The 26,486-nt window shown below is 69.3% G+C and carries 22 protein-coding genes and 1 pseudogene; 9 read left to right on the forward strand and 14 right to left on the reverse strand.

Going from position 1 to position 26,486, the window contains the following annotated elements; all coding sequences use genetic code 11:
• The first annotated feature begins 138 nt into the window (after positions 1–138).
• Positions 139–2,961 carry a glycosyl hydrolase family 95 catalytic domain-containing protein gene (locus ACQP2T_RS35760; protein ID WP_433509307.1) on the forward strand — a complete coding sequence of 941 codons (2,823 nt, stop codon included), beginning with the start codon at positions 139–141 and terminating at the stop codon, positions 2,959–2,961.
• A gap of 85 nt (positions 2,962–3,046) precedes the next feature.
• On the opposite strand, the gene ACQP2T_RS35765 is transcribed toward ACQP2T_RS35760, so the two are convergent.
• Both ACQP2T_RS35765 and ACQP2T_RS35770 read right to left on the reverse strand, forming a co-directional pair.
• Positions 3,047–4,450 carry an endo-1,4-beta-xylanase gene (locus ACQP2T_RS35765; RefSeq protein ID WP_433509308.1) on the reverse strand — a complete coding sequence of 468 codons (1,404 nt, stop codon included), beginning with the start codon at positions 4,448–4,450 and terminating at the stop codon, positions 3,047–3,049.
• A 550-nt stretch (positions 4,451–5,000) separates the two neighbouring features.
• On the reverse strand, positions 5,001–6,284 hold the full coding sequence (locus tag ACQP2T_RS35770) for an MFS transporter (RefSeq protein WP_433509309.1): 1,284 nt from the start codon (positions 6,282–6,284) through the stop codon (positions 5,001–5,003).
• Between the two features lie 264 nt (positions 6,285–6,548).
• Here ACQP2T_RS35770 and ACQP2T_RS35775 point away from each other — a divergent pair, with 264 nt between their 5' ends.
• From ACQP2T_RS35775 to ACQP2T_RS35790, 4 genes and pseudogenes are all read left to right on the forward strand, one after another.
• Positions 6,549–6,755: a 2TM domain-containing protein gene (locus ACQP2T_RS35775; RefSeq protein WP_433509310.1), complete on the forward strand. Its 207-nt coding sequence runs from the start codon at positions 6,549–6,551 to the stop codon at positions 6,753–6,755.
• Positions 6,756–6,758: 3 nt separating this feature from the next.
• On the forward strand, positions 6,759–7,058 hold the full coding sequence (locus ACQP2T_RS35780) for a hypothetical protein (protein ID WP_433509311.1): 300 nt from the start codon (positions 6,759–6,761) through the stop codon (positions 7,056–7,058).
• A 92-nt stretch (positions 7,059–7,150) separates the two neighbouring features.
• Positions 7,151–7,220: pseudogene (locus ACQP2T_RS35785) on the forward strand (hypothetical protein); the annotation flags it as partial.
• Between the two features lie 36 nt (positions 7,221–7,256).
• On the forward strand, positions 7,257–7,922 hold the full coding sequence (locus ACQP2T_RS35790) for an alpha/beta hydrolase (RefSeq protein WP_433509312.1): 666 nt from the start codon (positions 7,257–7,259) through the stop codon (positions 7,920–7,922).
• Between the two features lie 212 nt (positions 7,923–8,134).
• Here the strand turns inward: ACQP2T_RS35790 and ACQP2T_RS35795 are convergent, their stop codons facing one another.
• A complete protein-coding gene (locus tag ACQP2T_RS35795) occupies positions 8,135–8,260 on the reverse strand; it encodes a hypothetical protein (RefSeq protein ID WP_433509313.1) in 126 nt (41 codons plus the stop codon).
• Positions 8,261–8,453: 193 nt separating this feature from the next.
• On the opposite strand from ACQP2T_RS35795, the gene ACQP2T_RS35800 reads away from it, so the two are divergent.
• The 4 genes from ACQP2T_RS35800 to ACQP2T_RS35815 all read left to right on the forward strand — a co-directional run bounded on the left by ACQP2T_RS35800 (position 8,454) and on the right by ACQP2T_RS35815 (position 13,832).
• Complete coding sequence (locus tag ACQP2T_RS35800; protein WP_433519870.1) at positions 8,454–9,569, forward strand: branched-chain amino acid aminotransferase; 1,116 nt, start codon at positions 8,454–8,456, stop codon at positions 9,567–9,569.
• A gap of 38 nt (positions 9,570–9,607) precedes the next feature.
• Positions 9,608–10,336, forward strand: a complete 729-nt coding sequence (locus ACQP2T_RS35805; protein WP_433509314.1) for an ATP-binding protein — start codon at positions 9,608–9,610, stop codon at positions 10,334–10,336.
• Positions 10,337–10,489: 153 nt separating this feature from the next.
• Positions 10,490–12,466 (forward strand): hypothetical protein, encoded by a 1,977-nt coding sequence (locus ACQP2T_RS35810; RefSeq protein WP_433509315.1) that lies wholly within the window; start codon positions 10,490–10,492, stop codon positions 12,464–12,466.
• A gap of 148 nt (positions 12,467–12,614) precedes the next feature.
• Positions 12,615–13,832 carry an ROK family protein gene (locus tag ACQP2T_RS35815; protein ID WP_433509316.1) on the forward strand — a complete coding sequence of 406 codons (1,218 nt, stop codon included), beginning with the start codon at positions 12,615–12,617 and terminating at the stop codon, positions 13,830–13,832.
• Here ACQP2T_RS35815 and ACQP2T_RS35820 read toward each other — a convergent pair.
• The 11 genes from ACQP2T_RS35820 to ACQP2T_RS35870 form a co-directional block, all read right to left on the reverse strand.
• Positions 13,805–15,136, reverse strand: a complete 1,332-nt coding sequence (locus ACQP2T_RS35820) for an ROK family protein (protein ID WP_433509317.1) — start codon at positions 15,134–15,136, stop codon at positions 13,805–13,807. The genes ACQP2T_RS35815 and ACQP2T_RS35820 overlap by 28 nt on opposite strands.
• A complete protein-coding gene (locus ACQP2T_RS35825) occupies positions 15,136–17,211 on the reverse strand; it encodes an ABC transporter ATP-binding protein (RefSeq protein ID WP_433509318.1) in 2,076 nt (691 codons plus the stop codon). Before ACQP2T_RS35825 ends, ACQP2T_RS35820 begins: the two co-directional genes overlap by 1 nt.
• A complete protein-coding gene (locus ACQP2T_RS35830) occupies positions 17,208–17,960 on the reverse strand; it encodes an SDR family NAD(P)-dependent oxidoreductase (RefSeq protein WP_433509319.1) in 753 nt (250 codons plus the stop codon). Before ACQP2T_RS35830 ends, ACQP2T_RS35825 begins: the two co-directional genes overlap by 4 nt.
• Position 17,961: 1 nt before the next feature.
• Positions 17,962–18,849, reverse strand: coding sequence for an SMP-30/gluconolactonase/LRE family protein (locus tag ACQP2T_RS35835; protein ID WP_433509320.1), 888 nt, complete (start codon positions 18,847–18,849; stop codon positions 17,962–17,964).
• Entirely contained in the window at positions 18,846–19,712 is an 867-nt protein-coding gene (locus tag ACQP2T_RS35840; RefSeq protein ID WP_433509321.1) for an ABC transporter permease, read from the reverse strand. Before ACQP2T_RS35840 ends, ACQP2T_RS35835 begins: the two co-directional genes overlap by 4 nt.
• On the reverse strand, positions 19,709–20,656 hold the full coding sequence (locus ACQP2T_RS35845) for an ABC transporter permease (protein ID WP_433509322.1): 948 nt from the start codon (positions 20,654–20,656) through the stop codon (positions 19,709–19,711). Before ACQP2T_RS35845 ends, ACQP2T_RS35840 begins: the two co-directional genes overlap by 4 nt.
• A gap of 9 nt (positions 20,657–20,665) precedes the next feature.
• Positions 20,666–22,237 (reverse strand): ABC transporter substrate-binding protein, encoded by a 1,572-nt coding sequence (locus ACQP2T_RS35850; protein ID WP_433509323.1) that lies wholly within the window; start codon positions 22,235–22,237, stop codon positions 20,666–20,668.
• A gap of 11 nt (positions 22,238–22,248) precedes the next feature.
• Positions 22,249–23,352 (reverse strand): mandelate racemase/muconate lactonizing enzyme family protein, encoded by a 1,104-nt coding sequence (locus tag ACQP2T_RS35855; RefSeq protein ID WP_433519871.1) that lies wholly within the window; start codon positions 23,350–23,352, stop codon positions 22,249–22,251.
• 586 nt (positions 23,353–23,938) lie between these two features.
• Entirely contained in the window at positions 23,939–25,147 is a 1,209-nt protein-coding gene (alc, locus tag ACQP2T_RS35860; protein ID WP_433509324.1) for an allantoicase, read from the reverse strand.
• 20 nt (positions 25,148–25,167) lie between these two features.
• Entirely contained in the window at positions 25,168–25,722 is a 555-nt protein-coding gene (locus ACQP2T_RS35865; RefSeq protein ID WP_433509325.1) for an HD domain-containing protein, read from the reverse strand.
• 5 nt (positions 25,723–25,727) lie between these two features.
• Positions 25,728–26,486 (reverse strand): GntR family transcriptional regulator, encoded by a 759-nt coding sequence (locus ACQP2T_RS35870; protein WP_433509326.1) that lies wholly within the window; start codon positions 26,484–26,486, stop codon positions 25,728–25,730.

Raw genomic sequence — 26,486 nt, forward strand, 5'->3', positions numbered from 1 at the left:
ATCGCCGGGACGAGTTCATCGCCCCGGCGATGGCCACGAGCACGCAGGCGCGTACGTGCTGCAGGGCGCGCGTATCCAACGGAGGCCGACCCCCGCGAACTTGGAGAACCGAAAATGGCTGATTTATCGCGAAGACAAGTGCTGAGATTCGGCGCGGCCGGAGCCGGAGCCGCGCTGTTGCCGTTGCAATGGACGGCCGCGGCCCGGGCCGGGTCGGTAGCGCCTCCGGAGGTGCGCGCCGCGAACGATCTGGCGCTCTGGTACGACAAGAGCGCCGGCACGGAGTGGCTGCGTGCGCTTCCGATCGGAAACGGTCGCCTGGGCGCCATGGTGTTCGGCAACGTCGACACCGAACGGCTTCAGCTCAACGAGGACACCATCTGGGCCGGCGGGCCGTACGACCAGAGCAACACGAAGGGTGCGGCGGCGCTGGGGCAGATCCGGCAGTCGGTCTTCCAGAACCAGTGGAGCCAGGCCCAGACCCTTGTCGACCAGAACATGCTGGGTAACCCTTCGGCTCAGCTGGCCTACCAGCCGGTGGGCGATCTGCGACTGACCTTCGGCAGCGCCGCCGGGGTTTCGGAGTACAACCGTCTCCTGGACCTGACCACGGCCACCACGACGGTGACGTACCTGCAGAACGGCGTACGGTACCGGCGCGAGGTGCTCGCGAGCGCGCCGGATCAGGTGATCGCCCTCCGCCTGACCGCCGACAAGCCCGGCTCGATCACGTTCTCGGCGACCTTCGGCAGCCCGCAGCGGACGACGCGGTCCAGCCCGGACGGCACGACGGTGGCGCTCGACGGCATCTCCGGCGACCAGAGGGGCCTGACCGGCAAGGTCAGGTTCCTGGCACTGGCCCGGGCCGTCGCCGAGGGCGGCAGTGTCAGCAGCTCCGGCGGCACCTTGCAGGTAAGGTCCGCCAACAGCGTGACGGTGCTGATCTCCATCGGCTCCGGCTACGTGAACTACAAGGACGTCAGCGGCGACTATCAGGGCATCGCCCGGCGCCATCTCGACGCCGCCGCCGGCAGGGCCTACGACGACCTGCGTGGCCGGCACGTCGCCGACTACCAGCGGCTGTTCGGGCGCATGACGCTCGACCTCGGCCGTACCGCGGCGGCCGACCAGCCGACCGACGTACGGATCGCGCAGCACGCCAACAGCAACGATCCGCAGTTCTCGGCGTTGCTGTTCCAGTACGGCCGTTACCTGCTGATCTCTTCCTCGCGTCCGGGCACCCAGCCCGCCAACCTGCAGGGCATCTGGAACGACTCGCTGACCCCGTCCTGGGACTCGAAGTACACCCTCAACGCCAACCTGCCCATGAACTACTGGCCGACCGACACGACCAACCTGTCGGAGTGCTACGAGCCGGTGTTCCGGATGATCAACGACCTCACGGTCACCGGCGCCCGCACGGCCCGGGTGCAGTACAACGCCTCCGGCTGGGTGACCCACCACAACACCGACGGATGGCGAGCCTCGTCGGTCGTCGACTTCGCCGCGGCGGGCATGTGGCAGACCGGCGGCGCGTGGCTGTCCACCATGATCTGGGATCACTACCTGTTCACCGGCGACCTCGATTTCCTCCGGCAGTACTACCCGGCGATGAAGGGGGCGGCGCAGTTCTTCCTGGACACCCTCGTGCAGGAGCCGAGCCTCGGGTATCTGGTCACGAACCCGTCGAACTCCCCGGAACTGACCCACCACGCGGGCGTCAGCATCTGCGCCGGACCCACGATGGACAACCAGATCCTGCGGGATCTGTTCAACGGCTGCGCCAAGGCGAGCGAACTCCTGGGCACGGACGCCGGCTTCCGGGCACAGGTCCTGGCCGCCCGGGACCGGCTCGCGCCGATGAAGGTGGGCTCGCGCGGCAACATCCAGGAGTGGCTGTACGACTGGGTCGAGACCGAGCAGAACCACCGGCACATCTCCCACCTCTACGGCCTGCATCCCAGCAACCAGATCACCAAGCGCGGCACTCCCGCGCTGTACACCGCCGCACGGCGGACCCTCGAACTGCGCGGTGACGACGGTACGGGCTGGTCGCTGGCGTGGAAGATCAACTACTGGGCGCGGATGGAAGAGGGCACGCGTGCGCACGACCTCATCCGCGCCCTCGTGACGACGGCCCGGCTCGCGCCCAACATGTTCGACCTGCACCCGCCCTTCCAGATCGACGGCAACTTCGGCGCGACGTCCGGCGTCGCCGAGATGCTGCTGCAGAGCCACAACGGCGAGCTTCACGTGCTGCCGGCGCTCCCGGCGGCCTGGCCGAGCGGAAAGGCGCAGGGTCTTCGAGGGCGCGGCGGCTACACCGTGGACGCGACGTGGAGCTCCGGCGGAGCCACCGAGATCCTCATCAGGTTCGACCGTGACGGGACGGTCAACGTGCGCGGCCGGATCTTCGCCGGGACCTACCAGGTGGTCGACACCACGACCGGCGACCCCGTCAGCGTCGCCAAACCCGAGAACGACGTCATCAGATTGACCGGCCAGGCCGGTCGTACGTACCGCGTGACCGGGTCCGGCCCCGCGCCGGCGACCTACGTGCGGATCATCAACGCGACCACCGGCCTGGCGCTGGACAGCGGCGGGAATGTCGCCTCCGGGGCGAACCTCAAGCAGTGGAACTGGGACGGCAGCACCAACCTGCAGTGGCAGCTCGTGGACCTGGGCGGCGGGTGGTACCGCATCGTCAACCGTGCCAACGGCATGGTCGCCGACAGCTGGGGCAACACCGCCAACGGAGCCAACGCCAGGCAGGCGGCGTGGGACGGCGGCAACAACCAGCAGTGGCGCCTCAACAGCACGGGCAACGGCCGCAACCAGATCATCAACCGCGGCACCGGCACGGCCCTCGACGGCATGGGCAACAGCACAGCCGGCTCCACCGTGGCCATGTGGACGCCGAACAACAGCACCAACAACCAATGGACCATCACGGGCGTGTGAACCCCGACGACGCTCGCAGACCTTCGCGCGCTTCGCCGCAACCGGCCACCGGTTGCGGCGAAGCCACGGGCCTGCCGACGCGGCTTCAGGAACGTCCGCTCCAGGTCCACTTCTGGTTGTTGCCGCCCGAGCAGGAGTACAGCTGGATCCGGGTGCCGTTGCCGGTGCCCGCGCCGACGGCGTCCAGGCACAGCCCCGACTGCACGCCGACGATGGTCCCGTCGGAGTTGACCCGCCACTTCTGGTTGTCGCCGCCCCAGCAGCTGTAGATCTGCACCTTCGCGCCGTTCCCGGTGCCGGCGGCGTCCAGGCACTTGTTGCCGTACACCTTGACCTCACCCGCGGAGGTCGAGCTCCACTGCTGGTTGGACTGGCCGTTGCAGTCCCACAACTGCACCTGAGTGCCATCCGTGGTGGTGGCGTTGGGCACGTCCAGGCAGCGACCGGAGGCCACACCCCTGATCTGACCATTGTCGCCGGGCGGCGTCGGTGTCGGTGTCGGAGTGGGGTCGGGGCCGCCTGGCGAGGCGGCGTTGAGGGCGTTGAGGACCGCGTCGTAGGCGGGCTTCTTGTTGCCGCCGCTGAACAGTAGTGGGGTGTCGCCTGATCGCCAGGAGTCCTGGTCGCGTACTCCCCACACGGTGATGCCGGCGCAGCGGGCTACCGCCAGGCAGTCGTTGGTCACGGCGGCGTAGGTCTGGGCGGAGGCGCCTTGGATGTCGAGCTCGGTGATCTGCACGTCCACTCCGAGGGCGGCGAAGCTGGAGATGGTGGTGCGGTAGTTGCTGTTGTAGGGGCTGCCGCTGTTGAAGTGCGACTGCAGGCCGACGCAGTCGATCGGCACGCCGCGCTGCTTGAAGTCGCGGACCATGGTGTAGACGGCCTGTGTCTTGGCCCAGGTCCAGTTGTCGATGTTGTAGTCGTTGTAGCAGAGCTTGGCGGCCGGGTCGGCGGCGCGCGCGGTGCGGAAGGCCACCTCGATCCAGTCGTTGCCGGTGCGCTGCAGGTTGGAGTCGCGCCGCCCGCCTCCGCTGTCGGCGTAGGCTTCGTTGACCACGTCCCAGGCGTAGATCTTGCCTTTGTAGTGGCCCATGACGCCGTTGATGTGGTCGATCATGGCCTGGCGCAGGCTGCTGCCCGACAGCGACTGCATCCAGCCGGGCTGCTGGGAGTGCCAGGCCAGCGTGTGGCCGCGCACCCGCTTTCCGTTCTGCACGGCCCAGTTGTAGATGCGGTCGCCGTTGGTGAAGCTGAACTGGCCCCGGTTGGGCTCGGTGGCGTCGATCTTCATCTCGTTCTCGGCCGTCACCATGTTGAACTCGCGGCCGGCGATGGTGGTGTACTGCGAGTCGCCGAGCTTGCCCGCGCTGATGGCGGCGCCGAAGTAGCGCCCGCTCTGCGCGGCGGCCGCGCCGAGCGTACTCGCCGCCGCTCCGGCCGGCATGGTCGGTACGATCACCGCGGTGACCACGCCGACAGCGGCGATCATCGACCAGCGTAAGCCGCTCAAGGGCCGCCTGGTTCCGGGCGAGGGTATGGCGTTTGCACCCATGCCTGAGCCTCCATGTCTGAAATACGGAAACGGAACACGCGGGGACACACCCCACGGGATCGACGCCGCGCCCACCGCCGGAACGCACGCCACCAAGGCGTCACTTGGCGACTCAGTGTGGAAATGTATCCGAAACATGTCAAGACAGACCCGAAAAGTTTCAAACACATTTGGCCGCTGACTTCAGCACTACAGGGGTCTTTGCCGGTCATGATGCGCACCGAAACTTTCGCCGATTCCCGCTGCAAAGGACGAAGAGCCATGAAAGTTTCATATCCATCGCCGATCACTTTGGAGAGAAGGCGACTCGACCACCCGGCGCAAGCGAATGGTCCATGTCTGAACGTCGGTGGATCAGGATGAAGGGGCCCCTCTAGCCGCCGACGGGACCAGCACGCAACTCCGCCACGCCAAGACCAAGCCCGACGGCACGATCGAAGCCCATTCCGTCACTGTGCCGCTTGAGGCAGCGGACGAGGCCACGCCATCACACGGGGTCAGAGTGCGTCTCCGGCTGGAGTTCCGCTCCAGCCGAGCCGCTCAGCGGAACGGAAGGCTTCACCCGGGCGACGGTCACGATGTACAGGAGCAGGCCGGCGCTGGTCAGGGCGAACCCGGCCCAGACGGTGGACAAAGTCCCCCAGCCGGCGTTGAGGGTGACGGCGCCGCCGATCGCGCCCAGCGAGTTGGCCAGGTTGAGTGCGGCCAGGTTGAGCGCGCCCATCAGGGTGGGGGCGTCCGGCGCGAAGCCGGTCAGCCGCACCTGGATGGTGGGGATCGCGAACATCATCGTCGCGCCGACCCCGAACAGGCAGGGCAGCAGGATCACCAGGTTGCCGCCGGCCACGCCGATCAGCGCCAACAGCGCCAGGACAGCGCTGTAGCCCCAGATCAGGCCGCGGTTCTCGTACCGGTCGGCGACGCGTCCGCCGAGGTGGTTGCCGGCCGCCATGCCGAGGCCGAAGACGGCGAGCGCGATCGGGATGAGCGAGGCGTCCCGCAGCGCCGCGTCGGTGATGAACGGGCCGATGAAGGTGTAGACGGCGAAGATGCTGGAGATGCCGAGCGCCGCGACGGTGACCATCAGCCAGACGTTGAGCCGGCGCACGGCCTGCAGCTCGCCGGTGATGGAGCCGCCGTGCAGGTCATCGGTACGGGGCAGCCAGGTCACCAGGGCGGTGCCCGCGAGCAGGCCGATGGCGACCACGACCCAGTACATGGTGCGCCAGCCGGCGTTCTGGCCGATGAAGGTGCCGAGCGGCGACCCGACGACGGTGGCGATGGTGAGTCCTCCCATGACGGTGGCGAATGCCTTGCCACCCTTGCCCGGGCCGTACACATACGCCGCGACGACGGCTCCGGCGCCGAAGAACGCGCCCTGCACGCTACCGGCGACGAACCGGAAGACGACGAGCAGCACGATGTCCGGCGCCAGCGCGGACAGCCCGTTGCCGATCAGGAACAGGGCGATCATGCCCAGCAGCAGTGTGCGCCGGTTGACCCTGGCGGCGAGCAGGGTGATCGCCGGCGAGCCGATCACCACCCCCATGGCGTAGGCGGTGATCGCGTGAGTCGCGACCGGGATCGACACGTTCAGATCGGATGCGAAGAGCTGGATGATGCCGTTGCTGCCGAACTCGCCGGTGCCGATCGCGAAGGTGCCCAGTGCCAGCGCGAACAGCGTCAGCTTCGGATTGCGGCTGGGCGACTTCACGGAGGTGTGCCGGTTCTCTTCGGCGGCGCACTGGCCTTCGTAGGCGCGCTGATGCAAGGTCCCGTCCTCGTGGGGAATCGGTGGAAGAAGCGTGGTCAACGCGCGGCGTCGGCGGCCACGCCGCGCAGCGGATTCGCCGGGGCGAGGACCGGATAGCCGTGGGTGGGCGTCATGGATGCGGAACCCTTCAGCAGAGGTTGATCGCCGGTCAGCGTAGGGCCGGGGACTTGACGATCTCTGCATGGCCGGGTCCCTCATCGTCAAGTGCGTCGAGCTAGCGTGACGCCGTCGTGCAGGTAGGCCGTCGAAGAACGGGTCGAGATGAGATCGAGAAATAGCGAGCATCAGCTGAAGGTGGGCCTGCGGGTTCACGCCATCTGCTACGTCGTGGCGCATGTGGCGCAGGTCGTGGTGTGGTGGCTCTTCACCCCGCAGCTCTTCTTCTGGCCGCTGTATTCGCTGGTCGCCTGGGGTGTCGGGCTGGCGTTCCACTTCAGGGCGGTCTCCTCGCCCTCCCGGCGGGACTGAGCGGTGTCGTTCTTTCTCGAGTTCGTACGCGATCCCATGACGGTCGGCGCGGTCGCGCCGAGCGGCCCGGCATTGGCCAGGGTGGCGACGGCGGTCGTCCCCAGTACCGGCTCTCCGACCGTCGTGGAACTCGCCTACGTACATGCCCGCTGGACCCCGCCTGCCCGGCGCCTGCTGCGCTCCATGCGGTCGCGGTTCGACGAGGTGGTCATCAGCCGGACGGTGTGGGCGAATCTCCCACCCGCTCTGGTCTACTACTGCCGCCGCCCGGCGGAGGGCGACGTGGACGGCGCGATGCGCTGAAGATCGACACCTAAGCACCGCTGCCAGCCTTCGCCGACGGCAGCGGCTTCACCGCGATCGTCCAGCGGCTTGCCACCGACGGCTATCCGGTCGTGGTCGCGCCGAACCCGCTTCGGGGGCTCTCATCCGACGCGGAGCAACTCAAGGCGCTGCTGAACAGCATCGAGGGACCGATCGTGCTGGTCGGCCACTCATACGGTGGCGCCGTCATCTCCAGCGCCGCTGCCCGGCGGGCAGGTCGACCTCTACATCGACCCGAGAGTGTTCCATCCCCATTTCGCCGGGGATCTGCCCGCCGAGGAAGCCGCGCTCTTCGCGATCACGCAGCGTCCAGCCACGGGCTCCGCCCTCGGTGAGCCCGCCGCCGACCCACAGGCCTGGCACACGATCCCGAGCTACAACCTGATCAGCGGCGCCGACCGGATCATCCCGCCGGCGGCGCAGGAGTTCATGGCCCAGCGCTCCGGCGCGACCATCGAGGTGGTCGAGGGCGCTTCGCACCTGGTGTTCGTCTCGAATCCGGGCCCGGCCGTGGCCCTCATCGAAAAGGCGGCGAGTGAAACCGCGCAAATGCGATGGCGCGGGCGTGCGGAGCTCAGCCTGACGCTGGACGACTTCCGGCGACTGGGCCGGTGGCAAGCTCGGCAGGGAAGTCGTGTCGACCGGTCGCGTGGCTCTGACCGTGGTCAGAGAGGGTTGTTTTCGCCGAGGAGGAGCGCGGAGCCGATGTGTTGCCAGTTCCAGAGGCGTTCGGGGCCGTGCTGGATGACGAGGCTGACGGCGTCGAGCGTGAGTTCGCGTGCTGGAAGGCTCAGGCCCAAGGCTTCGATCAGTGGGGCGGCGGGCTGGGTGACGGTGCTGTAGGCAACGGTGATGGGTGGCACGTCGGCAAGTAGGGGGCGAGCCGGTCTCTTGCTTCCTGGGCGAGGGCGTGGGCCTGGGGGTAGCGGCCGACGAGCACGTGCCAGTGGAAGGTGCCTGCGCCCGGTTGTGGTTCACGCGCACGTTGCTCTCCCCCGATCGGTTGATGTCGCCCCTAGCCGGCAACCTCAACCGAACTCGAGGTCAACCCGCGATCACCAGTCCAGCTCGGCCGCAATGCCGAACCGGTTGCCGTGCCGTTCTCCTTCGTCGACGCCATTCACCCCGGCATCCAGCGGGTCTACGCTGTACGCACGGGCAACGGGCAGTTGCTTGCTCATAGATCTCGACCCCTGCCTGTTACTGGGCTGCACCACCGCCGAGACGCGCGAGCGGCTCTTCATCGAGTTCGGCCGCGCCCCGCGCAGGCTTCTCGACGGCCCGCATCCCTGGCCCGTAGCCAGTGCTCCGAAGCCCGTTCCGCACCCGCTGACCGCGCACCACGGTGAGCGCACGCCCGTAAGGGAAGCCCAGATGCCCCTCACGCTCCCCCAGTTCACCATCAAACCGCATCCTCACCTGCGTCCTGATGCCGAGCGGCAGCAGATTCTGGCCGCACCCGGCTTCGGCCGGTACATGACAGATCACATGGTCACCATCAAGTGGACCGGCGAGGCGGGCTGGCATGACGCCGCGCTGGGCCCATACGCCCCGCTGACCATCGACCCGGCCGCCACAGGACTGCACTACGGCCAGTCGATCTTCGAAGGGCTCAAGGCGTACCGGCAGCCGGACGGTACGGTCGCGCTGTTCCGGCCCGAGGCCAACGCGCACCGCTTCCAGGCGAGCGCCCGCCGGATGGCCATGCCGGAGTTACCCGTCGAGCTGTTCATGAAGGCATGTGAGCTGCTCGTGAGTCACGATAGGTGCTGGGTTCCCGACGCCGCGGAGCACTCTCTGTATCTGCGGCCGCTGATGTTCGCCACCGAGAGCACGCTCAGCGTCCGGCCCTCGGCCGAGTACCTGTTCCTGCTCATCGCCTCCCCGGCCGGGTCGTTCTTCCCCGACGGCATCAGACCTCTGTCGGTGTGGATCGCCGAGGACTATGTACGGGCCGCCCCGGGTGGCACCGGCGCCGCCAAGTTCGCCGGGAACTACGCCGCCGCGTTCCTCGCCCAGAACGACGCCGCCGAGCACGGCTGCGACCAGGTGGTCTGGCTCGATGCGGTCGAGCGGCGCTGGATCGAGGAAGTGGGCGCCATGAACCTCTTCTTCGTACGCGGCCACGGCCCTGCCGCCGAGATCACCACCCCCGCCCTCACCGGCTCACTCCTGCCCGGGATCACCCGCGACAGCGTCCTCACCCTCGCCCGCGACCTCGGCCACCCCGTCAGCGAGAGCCGCATCAGCCTGGAGGAGTGGCAGACGGGCGCGGCGGACGGCTCGATCACCGAGGTCTTCGGCTGCGGCACCGCCGCTGTCATCACCCCCGTCGGCCGGGCCCGCACACGCACCACCGCCTGGCAGATGGCAGACGGCCGGCCCGGTCCCCTCACCCTCTGGTTGCGCGAGAAGCTCATGGCCGTACAGACCGGCCGTGCCCCGGACCCGCACGGCTGGGTGCACCATCCGCGCACGACAGCGCACTGACCTGCGCGAAGGACGCCATTCCCTGGAGTGGGCTCCATGTGTACGGCTCTGTCCCCGTCGGAAAATGCCGTCCGGAGACGCGGTACGACTTCGACTTCGGCACGCTCGTCCTGCTGCGCCGGTTGGTGGAGCGCTACGCCGCGCGGCACGGTCTCACCGGGCGAGACCTGTACCGGTTCGTGGTGGCGGTCAACGAGATCACCACCAACGCGGTGCGCCATGGCGGCGAGCGCGGACGCCTCAGCCTGTGGCAGGCCGACGGCCGCCTCTATTGCCGGGTCACCGACAACGGCCCGGGGCTGGCCCGGCCGGACGCGCAAGGCCAGCACGCCGTACCGGCCGACAGCAGCAACGGCCGAGGCCTATGGCTGGCCCGGCAATGGGTCAACCGGCTGACCATCGAGAGCGACGCCAACGGGTCAGCAGCACCTCGCCAGGCTCGTTGGCGCCCAGAACATCCGGTGCTCACAGTGGCTCAGGTCTACCGGATGGTCGAGGTCATCGAGCGGTGGGACAGCCGCCAGTACAGCTTCGCCCCCGGGGTGGTCGCGTGGTCCTGGTACAGGGTCGAGACCTGGTTGGCGTTCAGCTCGGCCAGTTGCCTGCCCTCCTTGGGCGGGGTGTTGGCCGGGTTCGGCGGGCTGGCCCACGGCTCGATCATGTGGTCGGTGGCGGTGGTGAGCCAGCCGGGCACGTGGTTCGGCGCGCCGGTCTTCGCGGAAGGGTCGCCGCCGCGATTGCGGTCGTTATTTACTTCACACTATTGAATAAATCCTCTAAGGTCGAACCGTCGGTGCCAGGCTGACGTCGACTGATCCGCCTCCGTGCAGCGGAGTCGGCAAGAGGAGAAATACATGTTCGGGCATCTCGGAGACAGTCCCGTGAGGCGAGCGAGACCTCAGGGGCGACCACAACGATCGGTGCGCCTGTTAGCGGCGGCCTCGCTCATCGCGCTGGCCGGTGTGGCCGCGCTTCCGCTGTCCCCAGCTCAGGCGGGCGCGGCGCCGACGAGGATCACCGTCTCCCCGGAGCGCTACGTGACGTCGGACGGCCGCCCGGTCGGGGAGGTCCCCGCGGCGATCGTCGGCGCCAACCAGCGGTGGCCGGACGATGGCAAGGGGATCTGGAACTCCGCCGCCGGGCGGCCGGCCGACGGGATCGTCCGGCTGAGCAAGCAGGCGGGCCTCGACATGCTCCGTTACCCCGGTGGCACGGTCGCGAACCTCTTCGACTTCAAGCGGGCGATCGGCCCGCAGGACCAGCGGAAGTGCCAGACGTCAGGCGGCTTCGCGAACGGCCGCTTCGCTTCGACCGACAGCCGCTTCGGTCCCGATGAGAACGAGAAGTACGTCCGGTCCATCGGCGGTGAGACAATGATGATGGTGTCGGCGATCAATCAGTCCGCCGCCGGCGCCGCCGATTTCGTCGAGTACATGAACGCTCCCGCCGACGGCAAGGCGACGAACCCGAACGGCGGCGTGGACTGGGGCGACGTACGCGCGCGCAACGGTCACGCCAAGCCCTACGGCATCCACTACTGGGAGTTCGGGAACGAGCCGTACCTCGTCGGCCAGCACTACTGGTGGTCGGGAGAGGCGGCGGCGCGCCTTCAGCAGTTCATCAAGGGCGGCTGGCAGCGGCAGACCGCGAAGGACGCTGCCTATCAGGACAACGACGGCCTGTTCCTCGGCTGCGACCTGGCGACCCGCCGCCAGGGCACGGGTGCGCCGAACCAGGAGTACCGGGTCAGATTCGCTCCCATCGCACTGCCCGGTGACGACGAAGGAGCCCCGGGCGTCGGCGACGGGCCGATCACCGAGCCCGTGCTCCGCGTCGCGGGCAGCCCCTGGCAGCGGGTCGCGAGTCTCGCCGGGCAGGCGCCTGACGCGCATGTCTACACCGTCGGCAAGCTCGACGGGATCGTCCACTTCGGCGACGGTACGCACGGGGCCGTTCCGCCCGCGGGGGCGTCCCTGTCGATCGAGTACACCAGTGGCGTCCACCAAGGCTACGTCGCTTTCCGTAAGGCGATGAAGTCGGTCGATCCCTCGATCGAGGTCTGCTCCGGCTGGGGCCGCCCGGAGTTCGTCGAGGCGATGGGATCGCGCCCGTACGACTGCCTGGGCACGCACTCCTACAGCACGCCCCCGGAGGACGGCACACTCACGCGCTATGGCAATCTGCAGGTCGCGACCGCGAAGCGGGACGCCGACCTGCGTGACCTGCGCGACCGGATGGCGCGCTACTTCCCTGACACCGCCACCCGGCCGGACCTGCTCGTCACCGAGTACGGCACGCTCAACACGCCCGCGCCCGCCTACGAGGCCCGGCTGGCGCACGTCCTGTACCTGGCCGCGCAGGTCGCCGGCCAGATGGAGAACGACGTCAGGGTGTCGATCAACTCCAACACCGCCGACCTGCCTTCAGCCGCTGGGGCGCCGAATCCGGCCAATCTGTTCGGCAGCCCACCAGGCTTCCTCATGACGGGCCGGGCCAACGTGCTGGGGCTGTACGCCACGATGGCCGGTGGTCACGTCGTCAAGAGCACCGTGACCGGAAACCCGGTCCTTACGGCGCCGGCGGGGACGTACGCCGCGCTTCGCGTGGTGTCCGCGTGCGCCGGCGGCGTCATCCGGACAATGGTCGTCAACCGCGACGCCGAGCACGCCGTGCCTGCCGACGTCGCGCTGCCCGGCAAGGGCGTCACCGGCCCGGTGAGCGTCTCGACGGTGAACGGCGCCTCGGTCGAGTCCTACAACGCCCCCGGTCATCCAAGCGACATCAGCGTGCGCACCTCACAGGAGAAGGCCGACGGTGGCGTCCTGAGCCACGAGTTCGAGCCGCACAGCGTGACGCTGTTGCGGTTCACCGGGCACGGGCGAAGCTGCGGTTCCTGAACTCGTCCGGCTCCCGAGCTCGTCCGATTCATGAGATCCGGGCGGCCGACCCGAGCGCCGGCCGTCCGGGCTCCGACGTACTGTGCTGCGGCACGCACATAGGATCAACGGAATCAGCGGCTGTCCGGCCGGCGCAGGAGGGAGCCTCGTGACGACGCGAACGGCGCTGCAGGGACGTCAGCTGGGCCAGCAGCTCGACAGCCTGCGACGCGGTAACGCCGCCGCGGTCCTGTCCGAGATCCGTGCTCGCGGCGCGGTGTCACGCTCGGAGATCGCGTCCAGCGTGGGACTCAGCGCCGCCGCCATCACAAAGATCATCATTGAGCTGGAGCGCGCCGAGTACATCGCGGAGGCCCCGCAGACCGAGCCGGCGTCGGCTCAGGCGCGTGGGCGAGGCCGGCCGCGTCGGCCCATCACGCTCAATCCGCACCGTCATCGATTCGTGGGTGTGCACGTCGGGCTGCAGCGGGTCACCGTCGGGCTCGTCGACCTGGCCGGCCAGGTGGTCGCGCTGCGGTCCCGCAAGCACGGCAGCGCCGCGCCCCGGACCGTGCTGTCGACCGCCACCCGTCTGGTGCGTGAGATGGTCGAGCAGTCCGGCGTACGACGCGAGGACGTGGTGGGCTACGGCGCCTGCACGGGTGGCTGGGTGCCGCCCGAGTCCGGCGCCGTCCGCACCTTCGAGGGACTGGGCTGGCACGACGTGGCCTTTTCCGAGGGGCTCCGGGTCGACGGCCTTCCGGTGCCACGAGTCGAGTCCACCGTTCGGGCGCTGGCACTGGCCGAGGCCCGGCTCGCGGCGGACGCCGGCGCGCGGAACGTTCTTTACGTCTTCGTCGGCAACGTCATCGGGTGCGCGCACGTGGTGCACGGGGACATCGCGCGCGGTCAGCACGACGCGGCAGGGCTCATCGACCACGTCAGCTCCGGTTCCCGGTCCGCCGTCCCATGCACGTGCGGGCGCCGTGACTGCTTGTGGGCGGTGGCCAGCGACGCCGCGCTCACGCTCGAGGCGCAGCAGCGCGGGCTGTTGCCAGGCGGCACGACCATCGACGACCTCGTCAAGATCTCCGAGGGACGCACGGTACGCCGAATGCTCGAGCTGCGCGCCGCGCGCGTCGGCACGACCGTGGCCGCACTGATCGATGTCCACGACCCGGACCTCGCGATCATCGGCGGCGGCGAGGTCGTCTCGTCCACGGAACGGTTCGAGCAGGTCGTGTCGGCGGCTCGCGAGCGAGTGGTCGGCGGGCGCGAGCCGACCCCGATTCAGCCCGCGGTCCTGGTCGGGCCGTCGGGTCTCGTCCAGGGCGCGGCTACACCGGTGCTCGACGCCTTCTACGCCGATCCTCTTGCCCGGCCATAGCCATCGCTCGCCGCGCCGGTCAGGGAAGGCCGCCCGGCTCCGGCCGAATGAGCGGGCAGCATGCCGACCGGGTCGGTGAAGAAGGCGTGCAGGACGAGACTGGCCGATCCACGTACGAGGGAGCCGGCGCCCAGACCAGTCGGTACGATGCGGTCGGCGGCGTCCGGACGGGTGAGCCGGCGGGCAGCGGCGGAGCGCAGGGCGCCGAGGTGCTCCGGCGTCTGGAGCAGGCCGCCGCCGAGCACGAGGAGGTCGGGGTCGAGCAGGTCGAGGAGGGTGGCCGCGGCCACTCCGGCCAGTTCGGCCCGGGTCCGGAGGAGGTCGGTCGCGGCCGGATCGCCGGTCCGTGACTTCTTGACCAGCGACTCGAACGAAGCGTGTGGTCGTACGATACCGGCGCTGCGCGCCCTCGCCAGGACGGCGACGTCGCTGGCCAGGGCCGCGAGGCAGTCGCGCCGGCCACAGCGGCACCGCTCGCCGGGCGCGTCGGCGTCGAGCGCGTCGGTGCCGAGCGACAGATGGTCGATGGTACCGGCCGCGGCGTCGTGGCCCTTCCTCAGCCGGCCGTCGATCATGAGCCCCGCGCCGACGATGTTGCCGATGAAGAGGAAGACCGAGGAACTCGTGTCGCGCGCGGCGCCGAGGTAGGTCTCGGCCAGGGCCAGGCCACGAACGCTGCTGTCCACCAGGACGGGATGACCGGCCGGCCCGATCTCGGTCACGAGCGGCACGTCCCTCCAGCCCAGCAGTGGGTGCTCGACGACGACGCCCCGGGCCGGGTCGACGCGTCCACCGGTCACGATGCCGGTGCCGAGCACCCGGTCGGCTCCTCCGGCGGCCGCTACGAGCTCGGTGTGAAGATCCCGCGCCTCGGCGAGGATGCCGGAGCGGGTCGGCCGGCGGTGCGTGACGGCATGTTCCACGACGACGTTGCCCGCGAGATCGAGCAGGCCACCGGTGGTCCGCCGCAGTCCGATGTGCAGGCCGATGAAGCGGTGGTGGGAGGTGTCGAGCGCGACCGGTACTCGTGGACGGCCGGTGTCTCCTCCCATGACGACGGCCAGCTCGCGGATCACGCGCATCCGGATCATGTATGCGGTGATCTTGGTGAGGCTGGTGGCGCTGAGTCCGGTCGTCCGGGCGATCTCGGCGCGGGCGGAGGCGCCGAGCTGGAGCAGGGCCCGGGCGACCTGCGCCGTGTTCCTGCGGCGCAGACTCTCGAGTCCGCCGACCGGGGCCGGATCGAGTCGGTGCGCATGCCCGGGGACGATGGCGTGACCGTCGCCGGACGCGTCCAGGTTCATCACGGCACCACGGCCGCGCTGTCGAGACCGCTTCGGCGCAGTTCCCCGGGGAAGTGGCAGGCGGTGTACTGGCCAGGGGCGACCTGCCGGAGGGGCGGTCGTTCGGTGGCGCAGATGGTGCGGCCGGGGTTGGTCAGCGGCCCGATCGGGCAACGGCTGTGGAAACGGCACGCCGGGGGCGGATCGATCGGGCTGGGCACGTCACCGCCGAGCACGATGCGCTCCCGCTGGCGCTCGCGGGCGGGATCCGGCTCCGGCACGGCGGAGAGCAGGCTGGCGGTGTACGGGTGCTGGGGGTTGGCGGTGATCTCTTCGGACGGACCGGACTCCACGATCTGTCCGAGGTACATGACCATGATGCGGTGCGAGATGTAGCGGACGGTCGCCAGATCGTGCCCGATGAACAGATAGGACAAGCCGAGCCGTCGCTGCAGATCCTGAAGGAGGCTGATGATCTGTGCCTGCAGGGAGACGTCGAGAGCGGACACCGCTTCGTCGCAGACGAGCAGCCGGGGATTCACCGCGAGAGCGCGTGCGATGACGATGCGCTGTCGCTGACCGCCGGAGAACTCGTGCGGGTAGCGGGCGGCCGCCGCGGGGTCGAGACCCACGAGGTCCAGCAGCTCCGTGACGCGGTGCCGCGCTTGCTCTCCCTTGGCGAGGCCGTGGACGAGAAGGGGTTCTCGTACGGCGTCGCCGACCGTGAGGCGGGGGTTCAGCGAGGACATGGGGTCCTGGAACACCAGTTGCGTCTGGCCGCGGTACCAGGCGAGGTCGGCGCCGCGCAGGACTCCGATGTCCCGGCCGTCGAACCGGATGGTGCCGGACGTGGCCGGGTGGATGCCGAGGAGTGCCTTGGCCACGCTCGACTTGCCGCAGCCGGACTCGCCGACCAGCCCCACCGTCTCGCCGGGCGCGATGGACAGGCTGACGCCGTCGACGGCGCTGACGTACTGCGTGGTCCGGCGCCAGGGCGAGGTGCGCCGCTTGACAGGGAAGGTCTTCACCAGCTCGTCGACCTCGAGCAGCGGAGTCTCAGGCCCTGCCGTGTGCTCCCGCGACGCGGGCGCGCCCGGTTTCGCGGCCGGCGGCAGCTCGCCGTCCGGTCCGGCGATCCAGCACGTCCAGTCCCGGCTTGCGCGTTCGTTGGAGTACGTCGGCGGGTGCTCTTCGTGGCAGCGTTCCTCCGCCACGTCACAACGTGGCGCGTACGGGCATCCGGGTATCGGCGCGACCAGGTCCGGCGGGCGGCCCTCGATCGGCACGAGCGGCAGCCGGCGGGAGGCGGCGAGTCGTGGGGTCGCGGCCAGCAGGGCTCGGGTGTAGGGGTGGCGGGGTGAGGTGAACAGCGCGTCCACCGGCGCCTCCTCGACGATGTGTCCGCCGTACATCACCGCGACGCGTTGGCACGACCGGGCGACCACGCCGAGGTTGTGCGTGATCAGCACGATCGCGGTCCCGAGGTCACGGTTGAGCTCGGTGAGGAGGTCGAGGATCTGCGCCTGAATGGTCACGTCGAGAGCCGTGGTGGGCTCGTCGGCGATGACGACCTCGGGGTCGTTGGCCAGGGCCATGGCGATCATGACGCGTTGCCGCATCCCGCCGGAGAAGGCGTGCGGATAGTCGGCGAGCCGGGCGTCGGGGTCCGGGATGCCGACCCGTCTCATCAGGTCGACCGCGCGGCCGCGTGCCTGCGAACCGGTGAACTTACCGTGGCTGAGCATCGCCTCGACGAGCTGGGTGCGAATCTTCATCACCGGGTTCAGCGAGGACATCGGGTCCTGGAAGATCATGCTGATACCGCCGCCGCGGACCTCGCGCATCTCCTTCTCGTCCAGTGTCAGCAGGTCGCGGCCCTGGTAGCGGATCTCCCCGGACTCGATGCGTCCGGGCGGACGCACCATCCGGAGCAGGGACATGGCGGTCACCGACTTGCCCGATCCGGACTCGCCGACGAGAGCGAGCGTCTCACCGGCGCGTACCTCGAAGGAGACGCCGTTCACCGCCCGCACCAGTCCGCGCTCGGAGTCGAAGCGCGTGACGAGGTCACGGACCTGGAGGACTGACTGGCTCATGACCGATCTCCTTCCGGGAGTCGTGCGAGGACGCCTCCGTCCACGGCGAGGATGGCGCCGGTGACGAACGAGGCGTCGGGCCCGGCGAGGAAGGCCACACATCGGGCGACCTCCTCGGGGCGGCCGGGACGTCGCAGCGCTGCCCCGCCGATGGCCGCGGCGAGACGCGCGGGATCGCGGCAGATGTGGGCGTTGCGCTCCACGGCGATGAAGCCGGGAGCGACCGCGTTGACCCGGACGCCGAGAGGGCCCCACTCCACCGCGGCGGTCCGGGTGAAGGCGACCAGCGCCGCCTTCACGGACGCGTAGGCGCCGAACGCGGGCGCCGCTCGGAAGGCGTGTACGGATGCGACGTTGACGATCGCTCCCGGTCGTGAGTCCAGAGCCGTCACGAACCTGCGGCTCAGCTCGACCGGGGCGCTCAACGACACGGCGAACGTGCGCTCCCATCCCGCCGGGGTTCCGTCGAGCAAAGGAGCCCTTTCTTCGGCAAAGGCACAGTTCACGAGCACGGCAAGGTCTCCCGGCAGAGAGTCCGCGGCGGCGAGGCACGCGTCCTGGACGCCCGGGTCGGTGATGTCGCCGACGACCGCGCGCCACGACCGGCCGTCGTCGTGCTCGGCGACGGCCTCATCGATGTCGACGGCCACGACGTTGCCGCCCAAGGCGTGCAGATGCGTCGCTATGGCACGTCCGATACCGCGGGCGGCGCCGGTGACGACACTCACGGTTCTCTCGTAGGTCGGCATGTCAGAGCTCCATCCGCGAGGTGGGCAGGCCGCGTACGCCGGTGCCGAGCCGGAAGAGCGCGCCGGCGCCTCGGGCGATCTCCCGCGGTCTTTCGTCCGGTGCGACGGGCCGTGATCCGGTGGTGATGAAGAGCTGCCGGAGGCCGGGGCCGCCGAACGCGCAGCTGGTCGGGAAGCGGGTGGGGAGTGCGACGTGCTCCTCGAGGGTTCCCGAGGGGCCGTAGCGGCGGACCGCGCCGCCGCCGGCGAGCGCCACCCATACTCTGCCGTCGGCGTCGACGGTGATTCCGTCGGGCATGCCGTCCTCGTCGCGGATGCGCAGGAACGGACGTGCGGCGCCGATCGAACCGTCGGCCGGGTCGAACGGGTAGGCGTTCACCTCCTGGCGCAGGGAGTCGACGAAGTAGAGGGTGTCGCCGGACGGACTCCAGGCGAGACCGTTCGCGAGCCGGACGTCGTCCAGGACCCGGACCGGGACGTCGCTCCCGGGGTCGAGCCGCCACAGGCCGCCGGAGCGGACGGGGCGGTGAGGCATCGTCATGGTCCCGATCCAGAGGCGTCCGGCCGGGTCGACGGCCGCGTCGTTCGCCCGCATGCACGGGTCTTCGGGGATGTCGGCGAGGTGACGAGCGCCCTGGTCGATCAGCTCGAGCACGCAGAGTCCGGCGGTGACGACGCGCGTGCCACGCGTGCTGAGCACCACCGAGGACAAGGGCGCGCCCAGGTCGGTGGAGGTGGTCTCGCCCGCGAGGGAAGTGGCGTTCAGCAGGCCGCCCCAGATGTCGACCCAGAGCAGCCGGTGCGCGTCGTCGTCCCAGATCGGGCCCTCCCCGAGCAGGGCGCCGGCGCCGGTGAGGGGTTGCGGGGTGGTGTGTTCGGTCGAGTTCATCGGCGTAGCAGCCCTCGGTTCAGTCCGTCCGCGATGAGATTGAAGCCCAGCACCAGAGCGGTGACGACGATGATGGGGCCCAGTGCGTACCAGGGATTCTGGTCGAGAAAGTTGACGCTGGTCCTCAGCAACGAGCCCAGCGACGGGGCCGGCGGGCGGACGCCGATGCCCACGAAGCTCATCGCCCCTTCGATGAACACCGCCGTCGACAGGCTGAGGGCGGCCTGGACGATGAGCGTGTCCAGCGCGTTGGGCAGGATGTGGCGCAGCAGGACACGGCCGCGGCTCGCGCCCACCACCTCGGCCGCGACCACGTAGTCGCGCGAACGTTGCGCCTGGATCGCCGACCGGGTGAGCCGCCCGAAGAGCGGGACGTTGACGACGACGCAGGTGACGACGATGGCCGTCATCCCGGGGCCGACGGCGGTGGCCGACACCGCGACACCGAGGACGAGAGCGGTGAAGGCGAGCTGCACGTCGAAGACCCGCTGCACGATGGAGTCCACGATCCGGTGCGATCCGCACAGCAGACCGAGAGCGATGCCCAGCAGCCCTCCGATCGGAACGGCGAGGCCGGCCACCACGACGTCCTGCCGGATGCCGAACAGCACCCGGCTGAACACGTCGCGGCCGAACTCGTCGGTGCCCAGAAGGTGCGAGGCGCCGGCCCCGGCGAAGCTGTCACTGCTCTGCGCGTCGAAGCCGTACGGTGCGATCCAGGGCGCCAGGATGCCGAGCACGAACAGCGCGGCGACGATGACGAGTCCCGCGGCGGTCTCGGGGAATCGCAGGGCCCGCGACCAGCGCGAACGCTGCGGCCGGGAGGCGGCCGTGGCGGCTGGGGTGGACAGGGCGATCATCATGCCTCCAGCCGGATGCGGGGGTCGATCGCCGCGTGGAGGAGGTCGGTGAGGGTCTGCACGACCACGAATACCGCAACGGCGAACAGGAGCAGGTCCTGGACCAGGACGTAGTCACGGTCCAGCACCGACGTGACCAGCAGGTCGCCGATGCCGTGCCAGCCGAAGATGGCCTCCACCACGATGGCGCCGCCGAGCAGCTGCCCGACCTGGATGCCCAGCACGGTGAGCACCGGCGGCAGGGCGTTCGGGACGACGTGCGCGCGGACCAGGCGATAGGCGGTCAGGCCCTTGGCCACACCGGTGCGGATGAAGTCCTCGTCCATCACCTGCCGTATGGAGGCGGCGAGGAAGCGGGCGAGTGTGGCCGCGGTGGGCAGCGCGAGGCACAGCGCCGGCATGAGGAGGTACTGCAGGGCGAGGTCGGGGCTCTGCGTCAGCGGCATGTACCCGGTCGCCGGGAGCAGCCGGATCGTGACGGCGAACAGCAGCACCAGCAGGACGCCACTGACGTACGGCGGCAGCGCGAAGGCGAGGGAGACGAGCGCGCCGACCGGCCGCGTGACGAACCGCCGCCGGCCGGTGCCGAGCACCACGCCCGCGAGGCCGCCGAGCACGACGGCCAGGAGCAGAGCGGCCACTGTCAGGGTGACCGTCTGCCCGAGCGCGGCCCCGATCGCGTGCGATGCCGGTTCCTTACGGATGTAGGAGGTACCGAGGTCGCCGGTCAGCAGGTCCCGGGCCCACTGCGCGTACTGGAGGACGGGGCTCTGGTCGAGACCGAGGTCGTGCCGGACCGCTTCCCGGGTGGCGGCCGTGGAGTCGGGGCCCGCCAGGACGTCCGCGGCGTCGCCCGACGCGAGCCGCGGGACGGCGAAGACGAGCACCGACGCCACGACCAGCACGAGGAGAGCGGACGGGACACGCCTCAGTGCGTAGCTAATCATCGGTCGGCATCACTTCGTCAGGTAGGCGTCGTCAAGATCGAGATAGTCGTACATCGTGTACCGCAGGCCCTTCAGCTTCGTGGAGATGGTGAAGGTGTGCGCGCTGACCACGAGGTCGCTGACGAACTGCTGGTCGAGCAGGAAGTCGTTGACCCGCGTGTAGGCGGCCTTGGCGGCGGCGTCGTCCGCCGGCGTCCAGAGCTGTTTCGCGATGGTGCGGTACTCATCGGAGTCGAAGCTGGAGGCGTTCTTGTCGGCGTTGAACGGGAAGGCGCCCTTGACGAGGGTCGCGGGGCCGAGCTGGCCGAAGCCGTGCACATTGACGAACAGCCCTGGCATGTCGCCGCTGCCGAGCTTGGCGAAGAAGTCGGGCGCCTGGAGCGGTACGAGCTGCGCCCGCAGGCCGACCGCCTTCAGGTCGAACTGGACGATCTCGGCGATGGCCTTGTTCGTCGCGAACCCGGAGTTGAAGGCGACCTCGACCGTCTTGCCGGTGGCGCCGGCCCGGCCGATCAGCTGCTTGGCCTTGGCGAGGTCCTGCGCGTAGGTGTCGGCCTTGCGCTGGTCGAAGGCCGGTGAGGACGATGACCATGGCAGGGAACTGGTCCGCCCGATGCCGGCGAGAGCCTGCTTGAGTATGCGGTCGCGGTCGATCGCCCAGGCGATGCCCTGCCGGACGTCGCGGTCGTCGAGTGGGGCGATCTTGACGTTCGAGCCCACGTAGTACGTCGCGTCGTTCGCATCGGAGGCGATGACCTGGAATCCGGGATCGTTCTTGATCGCGGCGGTGTCCAGGGGCGCCAGGTCGAGAGCGAGCTGGGTCTGCCCCGAGCGAAGCGAGGAGAGCATCGACTGCGACTGGCTCTGCACGCTGATGTGCACGCCGTCCAGGTACGGGCGGCCCTTCTGCCAGTAATTGGCGTACCTCTTGAGGTCGACACCGGAGCCGGGCGTGTACTTCACGACCTGGAACGCTCCCGTGCCGACGAACTTCTTTCCGGCGAGGAGATCGTCGAAGGTGTCCTTGTCGACGATCGGCGTCACCTCGAACAGGTCGAACAGGTTGGACACGGGCTGTGCCAGGTGGAGCGTCACGGTGTTCGCGTCGTCGGCCTTCATCCCGGTGATGGCGGCGGCCACGTGCTTGAGCTGCGACGGGACGTCCTGGCGCGTCATGGCCTTGAGGGTGAAGACGACGTCGTCGGCGGTGAACGGGCGGCCAGAGTGGAAGGTGACGCCGTCCCGCAGTTTCAGCGTCACTGTCTTCTTGTCGGGCGCGATGTTCCAGCTCGTGGCCAGCTCGGGCTGAGGCTGGAGGGAATGATGGTCGTAGGCGGTCAGTGTGTTGAAGACCGTCCGTATGACGCTGAAGTTCGGATTGTTCTGGGACAGGAACGTCGAGGGCGCGATGTCGGCGCTCTGCACGATGTTCAGGATGCCGCCCTTCCGCGGCCCGGAATCGTCCGGCGATGAGTTGACCGCCGACCGGCATCCTGAGAGGACGAGCGCGCCACAGGCGACGAGCGCGATGATCGTCAAACTGGATCGGCCGCGGAGGCGGGGAATGAACTGCTTGGACATCGATGGCCGTCCTAGATATTCGTGGACCACAGAACTCGACAGCTGGGATGGTTCGGTTGGAGGGTGACTCCGAGGCCGGGACGGTCGGTCAAGTAGAGCCGTCCGTTCACGACGCGCTCAAGCCCGCTGACGAGCTCGGAGCGCCATGGTGTCTCGCCGAACTGGTACTCCAGCACGGTGGCGTTGGAGCATGCGGCGAATGTGTGGGCGCTGGCCGCGGTGGCGACCGGCCCTGAGGGATTGTGAAGTGAGATCGCCAGATCCGGGGCCGAGCGGGCGATGCGCAGCACGCGTTCCACACCTCCGGCGTGTTTGACATCCGGCATGAGGACGTCGATCAGCCGGCCGGCGACCGCGGCGCGGGCCTCCTCCGGGTCGAACATGAGCTCTCCGCCGGCGAGCGGAAGGGCCGTCGCCGCTCGAAGCGCACGCAATTCCGCCACTGAACCGATGCTGACGGCGTCCTCCAACCAGGCGATCCCGAGGCCCTCAAGACTGGGGAGGAGCCGGTGCACCTCCTCGGCGGGGAGGCGCTCATGACAGTCGACCTTCAGCTCCACCTCATCGCCGATGGCGGCGCGAATCGCCCTGAGCCGGGCCATCCCCGTGGTCGCCAACGGCTCCCCCGGAACGCTGACGTCGAAGGGCGCGCACTTGACCGAGGTGAACCCCGCGCCGACCGCGCGGCGCGCCATCACGGCGACGTCCTCGGGAGAGCGGCCGCCCGGCATGCGGTTGATGTTCGCGTAGACCGGAACGGAGCCGGGATCCGAGCCGCCGAGCCACTTCCACACCGGCTCGCCGGCCGCCTGCGCGGCGTGGTCGACCATCATCTGCTCGAGCCCACCCATGAGGGTGGCGGTGACGAGCCTGCCGTCCGAGTTCGTTCGTGACACCTGGTCCGCCAGGTCGGCGAGAACGGCCTGACGGTCGGCGACCAGGTCCCGGCCCACGAGCCGGCGACATGCCGCGGCCAACTGTTCGAGCAGCCGTGCGCGGTCCCCCGCGTCCGAGCACTCGCCGACCGCGACGCGATCGCCGTGTCGCATGACGAGGAAGTGCCATCGGCTCCTCTCGCTGACCTCAGCCTCGACAAGCTCCAGTGTGCGCTGCATCCTCACGTACCCCTCCCGATTTGCTAAACAGTAGAAAATAAATAAGGAGGGTGTCAACGGTCAATCGCTTCAGGATGTTCGCGTCGGCAGGTGGCAAGGCCGCCACGGGCGGATCGAACGCGGCAAGATGAGGAGTACAACGGGAAATGCGACTGGGCGGGCCTCCTGATCACAAGGATCGGAGAGCCCGCCCAGGTCGTTGCTGGTAGGGCGCCCGGGGCTCGAACCCGGAACCTACGGATCAAAGTCCGCCGCGGCCACGGCCCTCTCGATCTCGGCCCGCCGCGCGGGCCACCGTCGCCGCCGAGTTGCCGGGCCTGCTCGCCGAGCTCCGCGAGAGCCCGCCGCCGACCGCCACCGCCGGCTGGGACGCCTTCGGCCGGACCGCCGACGACCAGATCACCGGCGTCAGCCCTTGACCGCGCCGGCGCTCAACCCGACCGGCACGGTGAACCGGTCCGGCGAACTGATGAACATGATGGCGAACAGGAAGTTGTTCCACGCGCTGATGAACGCGAAGGACCCGACGGCGACGATCCCCGGCTTCAGCGACGGCAGGCGGGCGCGTACCCGCCGAGCATGCCGATCACCGTCGAGACGACGAGGCCGGCGATATCGCTGATCGGTGCGCGAGAGTGGGAAAGACCAGGTCTTCAAGCAAGCCGGCATCGGCCGGATCCAACCCGGCGGCCGCCCAGACGCCCGCGACATCGGTAGCGACGACGGACAGGTCGCGGCGCACCGCTGTCAGCCGCTCCGTTCCCTCGGCAGAGACGCCCTTCGCGGCGCACCATGCACGCAGGAACGGCTCAGGACAGTGTCGCAGCCAGCGAATGAGGAGATCCGCACGGCCGCTGGGGCTCAGCCAGCTCTCCAGGCGCAGACGGGCGAGACCACCGTCCGGATGGATGTGTACCCGCAGGTAGCGTGCGTGCGTACCGGAGGGCAGGACGAAGCGTTGCCTCCGGTCGCCCTCCAGCGGCGTGCGGGGCAGCACCGTTGTCCAGTCGCCGTCGGTCCGCGGATCCCTGTCGGCGATCTCGAGAGAACAGGCGTCGGGGGCGTTCCCGATGAAGTGGGTGGTGTCGATCTCCGCCAGCACGGGGTGGCAGGCCGCGCCGAGCTTGATCACCATCCAGTCGTGTCCGTCGTCGCGGCGGCGGCGGGTCTCCCAGCCGTCTTTGGTCGCACCGGCGAGGCCGGGCCGCAGAGTGTTGTCCGGTGGGCTGTAGAAGCCGTCGCTGACCTCGGTGACGGTCGCGCCGGACAGCAACGCGGCGCTGTCGAAGTATTCGCTCACCGAGCGGGGGTCGAGGACCACGTCGCCCAGGACCCGCAACCGCGCGACGCCGCCGTCGGGGTGGATCCGCAGGCGCACGTGCGTCGCGATGGTGTCATCGCTGACCGTGTACTGGTTGGCGGTGTCGCCTTGGCACGGCGAGCGGTCGACGATCTCGCGCCAGCCCTGTTCGGTGTCCCAGGGCTCACCAGGATCGAAGGTGCCGGCGTCGACAGAGACCGCGGCCGGATAGTTGCCGGTGAAATAGGCCGTGTCGACAACGACAGCGGAGATGATCCCGGGTACCGCCAGCCGGACGATCACCCAGTCGGTACCGCCGTCGCGGCGCCGGCGGGTTTCCCACCCGTCGTAGAGGGCGCCGCGCGGGCCACTGCCGCCGTCGTGGCGGGCGGGCCCGTCGTGGATGAGGTTCTCCTTGGCGACGAAGAACTCGTCGTTGGCGGCGAGGACCGCGGCGCCGAGGCCACGGGAGGCGAGATTGACCGGTGTTGTCATGGATGTCTTTCCGGGAGCGTTCATCGCAGGGTCGTCCGGCCGGTGTTCTTGCAGAACAGAGGCTGACCTTCGTGCAGCAGGACGCTGTCCGAGTCGGCGAAGTCGGCGTAGTGCACGATGAGTGCTTCCTGAGTCTGAGGCAGGACGGTGGACAGGTCGGTGTGAGCGATCACCGCGTGCACGAGGTCGATCGGCAGCCCGGCTTCGTGCATCCAGAACGCGGCCAGGAAGCCGTGCTGGTAGCGATGCCCGACAACGGATCGGGCGGCACCGCCGGGGATGGGCTGGAACTCGTGCAACTTGCTCACGTCGTGCAGCAGCGCGATCGTGAGGACCGCGTCGGAGTCCACGACGACGGTGTCACGCTGAGCGAGGATCTCCGCCATCGAGTGGGCCAGGCGCGCAACGGACCGGGAATGCTCGACGAGGCTGTGACCGGGCAGGTCAGGACCTTTGGGGCAGGCGGTGACGGTGTCCCATCCGCTGGTTCGCCACGCCTGTTCCCAGATCCGCAGGACGGTGGAGCGCAAGGTGTCGTCGCGGATCCAGGCGGCCTCGGGCAACAGCTCGGCCATCGCATTCACGCGGGCCCCGGCCCGCCCCTGTCGAAGTTGGCCAGCGACGGCTCCCTGCCTCGTTCGATGTGGGTGTAGGTGACGGTGCGGGCGAGTTCTTCCTTGCCCGAGGCGATGGCGTCGAGCATGTCGTGGTGCTCGTCGCAGGCTTTCCGCGCGTCTCGCTGGGAGGTCAGGTAGAACAGCCAGATCATCTCGTGGGAGATGGTGCGCATCAACGAGCGCAGCAGCCGGTTCTGGGTGAGTTCGACGACTTCGATGTGGAACTGGGTGCTGGCCTTGGCGATCTCCAAGTGGTCGCCGGACGCGATGGACTGCTCCGTCGCGGCGAGCCGGCGCGCGAGGCCGGCTGTCGAGGCACCCTCCCGGACCCGCCGGGCGGCGTAGCGGGCGGCCTCGACCTCCAGGGCGAGCCGAGCGTCGAACAGGTCGATGACGCGATCGGCGGTCCAGGTGCTGACCACGGCGCTGCGGCGAGGCTCGGCGATGACGAAGCCGTCGTGCTCCAGACGACGGATCGCCTCCCTGATCGGCACCCGCGAGACCTCGAAGCTCTCGGCGAAGCGATTCTCGTTCAGCCGCGTGCCCTGCGCGATCGTACCGGTGATGATGCCGTGCCGGATCCCGTCGTAGACGCGTTGCAGCACGCTGTTCGGGCTCGGCGCTGATGCCACCGCGTCGGCGCCGTTCGGCGCTGATGCCACCGCGTCGGCACTGTTCGGCGCAGATGCCACCGCGTCGGCACCGCTCAGGGGGACGTCCAT

This window comes from Nonomuraea sp. CA-143628 (assembly GCF_050942315.1).
Classification (GTDB): domain Bacteria; phylum Actinomycetota; class Actinomycetes; order Streptosporangiales; family Streptosporangiaceae; genus Nonomuraea.